2 protein-coding genes are annotated in these 2598 nt (G+C 72.7%); one reads left to right on the forward strand and one right to left on the reverse strand.

What is annotated here, in order from left to right; all coding sequences use genetic code 11:
- The first annotated feature begins 268 nt into the window (after positions 1-268).
- On the forward strand, positions 269-1198 hold the full coding sequence (locus WA805_RS08660) for a DMT family transporter (RefSeq protein ID WP_424560174.1): 930 nt from the start codon (positions 269-271) through the stop codon (positions 1196-1198).
- Here WA805_RS08660 and WA805_RS08665 read toward each other — a convergent pair.
- Complete coding sequence (locus WA805_RS08665; protein ID WP_422290121.1) at positions 1092-2246, reverse strand: diguanylate cyclase domain-containing protein; 1155 nt, start codon at positions 2244-2246, stop codon at positions 1092-1094. The two genes, WA805_RS08660 and WA805_RS08665, sit on opposite strands and share 107 nt — an antisense overlap.
- Positions 2247-2598: the final 352 nt, after the last annotated feature.

Consider the following 2598-nt stretch of genomic DNA (forward strand, 5'->3'; position numbering starts at 1 on the left):
GGCCTCCGGCCAGCCCGGTCGCGAGCGCCCAGCGCAACCGCAGCGGCGGGCTCGCCTGGCGCGCGGATGCCGGTGCGGTGCCTGCGCCGGCGTCGGCCTGAGCTGGGATCACCTCCGCAGGGTAACCGGGATGCCGACGCTGTGCGAAGTCGTCAGCTTTGCGCAGCTTCGGCCGCTCGGCGCCTGCCCCGGCCGCTAAGTCCGGAATATTCGCTGCGGCCGGCGCTTTGGCCTTGTCGGAAACTTTCCGGCGGACGGCAGGTGGCGGTTGAGCAGGCGTGGCGCGCTCTTGTTCGCGGCGATGGGTGTCATCTGGGGCATCCCGTACCTGCTTATCAAGGTCGCGGACAGCGGGGTGTCGGTGCCCGTGCTCGTCTGGACGAGGGTCACGGTCGGGGCCCTCATCCTGGTGCCGGTGGCCTTGGCGCAGGGCGCCTGGCGACCCGAGGGGCGCGCGCTGCTGCGCCGTTACTGGCGGTGGGTTCTGGCCTACGCGGTCATAGAGATCATCGCGCCGTGGGCGCTGCTGTCCACCGCGGAACACCGGCTGTCCAGCTCGACGAGCGGCCTGCTGATCGCCTCTGTGCCCGCGATCGGGGCGCTGCTCGCCTGGTTCTTCGGCCGCGAGCGGCTGAGCAGGGCCCGGGCCGCCGGGCTCGCGCTCGGGTTCGGGGGCGTGGCGCTGCTCGCCGCCCCCAACGCCGGGCGCGGCGACTTGCTGGCCGACGCCGAGGTGCTGCTCACCGCGGTCTGTTACGCCGCGGGACCGATGATCGCCAACCGCAAGCTGGTTGGCGTGCCGAGCATCGCGGCCAACGCGACCTGCCTGGTCATCGCCGCCGTCGTTTACACGCCCGCGGCGGTGCTCACCTGGCCGCACGCGGTTCCCTCCGCGCGGGTGCTCGCCTCGCTGGCAGCGCTCGGCGCGGTGTGCACGGCGGCCGGACTGGTCGGCTACTTCATGCTCATCGCGGAGGTCGGCGCGGCCCGCGCCACGGTCGTCACGTACCTCAACCCCGCGGTGGCGGTCGCACTCGGCGCCGGAGTCCTCGGCGAGCAGCTGACGCCGGCCATCGGCGTGGCGTTCGCGCTTATCCTCGCCGGATCGGTGCTGGCCACCCGCGGCCCGGCGCGAATCGGAGTCCCGGCTGACGAGCGGAGTCGAACACAGCCCACCGCCCCGGCCCCCGAGACTTAGCCAGGTACAGGGCGGCGTCGGCATCGGCGACCATGGTCGCCGCCGCGGGCGATCCCGCGGCACACTCGACGACGCCGGCGCACGCCGAGATGCCGACCCAGCCGATGCGCAGCGAGATCGGCCTGCGCAGCTCGCCGAGGATGGCGGCGGCGAGTGCGATCATGGCCCGTTCGCCCGGCGAGGGGTCGGCGAGCACGATGAACTCGTCACCGCCGATCCGCGCGGCGAGCGCGTCGGCGTCGCGCGCCGCGGTGGCGATCCGGTCGGCCACGTTCACGAGCAGCTCGTCGCCGGCGTCATGGCCGTACCGGTCGTTGACCGCCTTGAAGCCGTCGAGGTCCAGATAGCACAGGCCGATCCGGCCGCTGCTGCCGGTCTCGAGCGCCGCGGACAGCCGGTCGAACGCGGCCGCGCGGTTCGGCAGGCCGGTGAGCGGGTCGTGCAGCGCCTGGTGCCTGAGCTGGTCGCTGATGATCCGCTGGGCGTCAAGCTCGGCGCGCCTGATCGACTCCTGTTCCTCAAGGGTCCGGTCGCGCAGCGCGCGGACGTAACCGTTCGCGAGGGCCTCGGTGACGGCCGCGACGCGCTGTTCCATGTCCTCTTCCCCGGCGCGTGTCGCGCCGGCCCGCGCCGCCGCGGCGAGCAGCGCGGGCAGCCGCAAGATCAGCACCCGGAGGCTGCGCCCGAGCACGTCGGCACCGACGAAATCCGCCTTGACGAGGGCATGCCCGACGGCGGCGGCCTGCCGCGGCCGGAACGGCGAGCCGAGCAGGATCGAAACGAGCGCGGCCGACTGCCTGGTGAGAAAGCTCCGCGCGGTCGGCATGTCCATGGGAATGTCGGTGCCAGCGCCGGCCGGCTCGTCCCCGGCGACGGCGAGCGCGGCGAGCCACATGCGGGCGAGCTGTGCCTCGGGCGGGGGCGCCGGAGCGGGGATCGGCCCGGAGACCCGCGCCGCGACGGAAACGCGCGGTCCGGGTGGCTGCGGTGCGAGCGGGACGGCGAGGTGAGGGTATTGCCGCGTCTCGTTCAGCGCCGTCTCGGCCATAGGTGCGCTCCTGGTTGACCCGGGATCAGGCTGCGATCGATCTGAGCGTCACTATAGGCGATCTGTCTGATACAAGTAGTGCTTATGCCAATAACCTGTGACCGAGTGCTCGCTGTGCGCGCCCGGCCATCTGCGATCCTGGGACCTTGGGTCATAAGTCGCTTCTCCGGGTAGGTGCCGTATATGGCCAGTTGGGAAAGTGGGGACGTGCAGGACACGGATGCGGCCCGGCAGGCGGCCGAGGTCGCCGTCGAGTTGTCGGAGCAGGAACAGGCGCCGGACCCGCGCCGGCTGGTCAGGGCGCTGCGCGGCGTGGCCCGCTCGGCCAACCGGGTCGCGGGCAGTGCCCGGC

The sequence above is a fragment of the Trebonia sp. genome (assembly GCF_049794275.1).
Classification (GTDB): domain Bacteria; phylum Actinomycetota; class Actinomycetes; order Streptosporangiales; family Streptosporangiaceae; genus Trebonia.

Coding starts and splice junctions, on each gene's coding strand:
- WA805_RS08665 (WP_422290121.1), bottom strand. CDS start 2,246: ATGGCCGAGACGGCGCTGAACGAGACGCGGCAATACCCTCACCTCGCC.